Source organism: Vibrio sp. YT-17 (assembly GCF_033337375.1).
Lineage (GTDB): Bacteria > Pseudomonadota > Gammaproteobacteria > Enterobacterales > Vibrionaceae > Vibrio > Vibrio alginolyticus.
Map to the genome: position 1 here is coordinate 1 of NZ_JAWOQP010000203.1, position 1,033 is coordinate 1,033.

At 42.0% G+C, this 1,033-nt stretch carries 2 protein-coding genes; both read right to left on the reverse strand.

Translation table 11 applies throughout. The annotated features are described in order from the left end of the window. Positions 1 to 103: 103 nt before the first annotated feature. The gene (locus R7F67_RS24950) at positions 104 to 637 is read right to left on the reverse strand and encodes a polysaccharide biosynthesis/export family protein (RefSeq protein ID WP_318057546.1); all 534 of its coding nucleotides are present in this window, start codon (positions 635 to 637) and stop codon (positions 104 to 106) included. A gap of 12 nt (positions 638 to 649) precedes the next feature. After that, a partial coding sequence (locus R7F67_RS24955; RefSeq protein WP_318057547.1) for an outer membrane beta-barrel protein occupies positions 650 to 1,033 on the reverse strand: 384 nt, incomplete at its 5' end.

Sequence of the window (1,033 nt, forward strand, 5' to 3'; positions counted from 1 at the left end):
CAGTTTTTTTTCAGCGTTTTAAAGTGATGGCCAAAACGAATCAGTTCCACTTTGTTCATCTGGAAATTGTTGGGATGAGTTCCGTTCATTTGATTACCTGTCACTAGAAGAAGCTCTGATCAATAAAGACAATGTCACCTGGTTCAACCGTGCGCTGCATACTTACGCCTTCTACGGTTTTGCCAGTTTTGTGTTTGGTTAAGTTAATGCTTTTACGTGAAGCTCTATCGGTGAGCCCGCCAGCTAGTGCGATGGCTTTTTCTATCGTCAGTCCTGGTCGATACTCAAATCCTCCGGGTTTACGAACTTCGCCATTGACGTAAAACAAACGGAAGTAATTGATTGTCACCATGACTTTCGGTTTGATCAGATAATCACCTTTTAAGCCCGTTTCGATTTCGTATTTGAGCTGTTTTGGCGTTTTATTGATCGCTTTGATTCGTCCAAGGTAAGGGTAAGCAAAGTAACCATCTGACGTGATGAGGATGTTTTTAATAGAAAGATCTTCCACCCCGTAAACTTGCACTGAAATAGTGTCACCAGTATCGAGTAGGTAATCTTGTTCGTTTGAATTCGCGCTAACAAAAGTACAGAAAAGTAGCAGAGCTAGGCCAATTAACTTGAATAATGGATTCATTAACATTCCTTGTTACAACGAAAATTGCGCGCTTAACGTCCAGACATTTTGGTCGTAGCTATAACCTGAACGATTGGATGTTTTGTCTTGATATTGCCAATCCGCTTTCAATTGAATCCAGCGTCTAATTTGATAATCAACGCCAGCGGAAAGGGTATATCGTTCGTCGTTTCTCGTGATGCCGGTGTAATCATCTTCTTGATAAATGCCACCTAAACGAGTGGCTAAATAGCTGTTCCAATCGTGTTTGATATCTAGGCGATAACGAGTCTGTAAGTTGTAGTCACCATCTTGGTCAGGGTTGACGGCTGCTTGGGTAGTTTTGACCGTCACCAACGTTTGCTCTTGTGGTAGCCATTCAAATCCGATATCCCAGCTAAAGCCTTTGAAGGTTTC